Annotated in this window: 1 protein-coding gene; it reads left to right on the top strand. The window is 47.0% G+C overall.

The genetic code is table 11. The annotated features are described in order from the left end of the window. A partial coding sequence (locus tag LGT40_RS00055; protein WP_226343085.1) for an alcohol dehydrogenase catalytic domain-containing protein occupies positions 1–234 on the top strand: 234 nt, incomplete at both ends.

Raw genomic sequence — 234 nt, 5'->3', positions numbered from 1 at the left:
ACACACCAAAAGCAGATGAAGTACTGATCAAAATTAATGCTATTGGCCTTAATCGTGCTGAAGTCATGTTTCGAAGTGGCCAATATCTTGAGACTCCCTCCCTGCCCGCCCGGCTTGGCTACGAAGCGTCAGGCATTATTGAACAGCTTGGTGCCAATGTCAGCCACTTCAATATTGGTGACAAGGTCAACGTCATTCCGGCTTTTTCGATGAATGAGTATGGTACCTACGCTG

Source organism: Methylophaga pinxianii, assembly GCF_020447225.1.
GTDB classification, from domain to species: Bacteria; Pseudomonadota; Gammaproteobacteria; order Nitrosococcales; family Methylophagaceae; genus Methylophaga; species Methylophaga pinxianii.
This window is presented reverse-complemented; position numbering and strand designations above follow the sequence as displayed.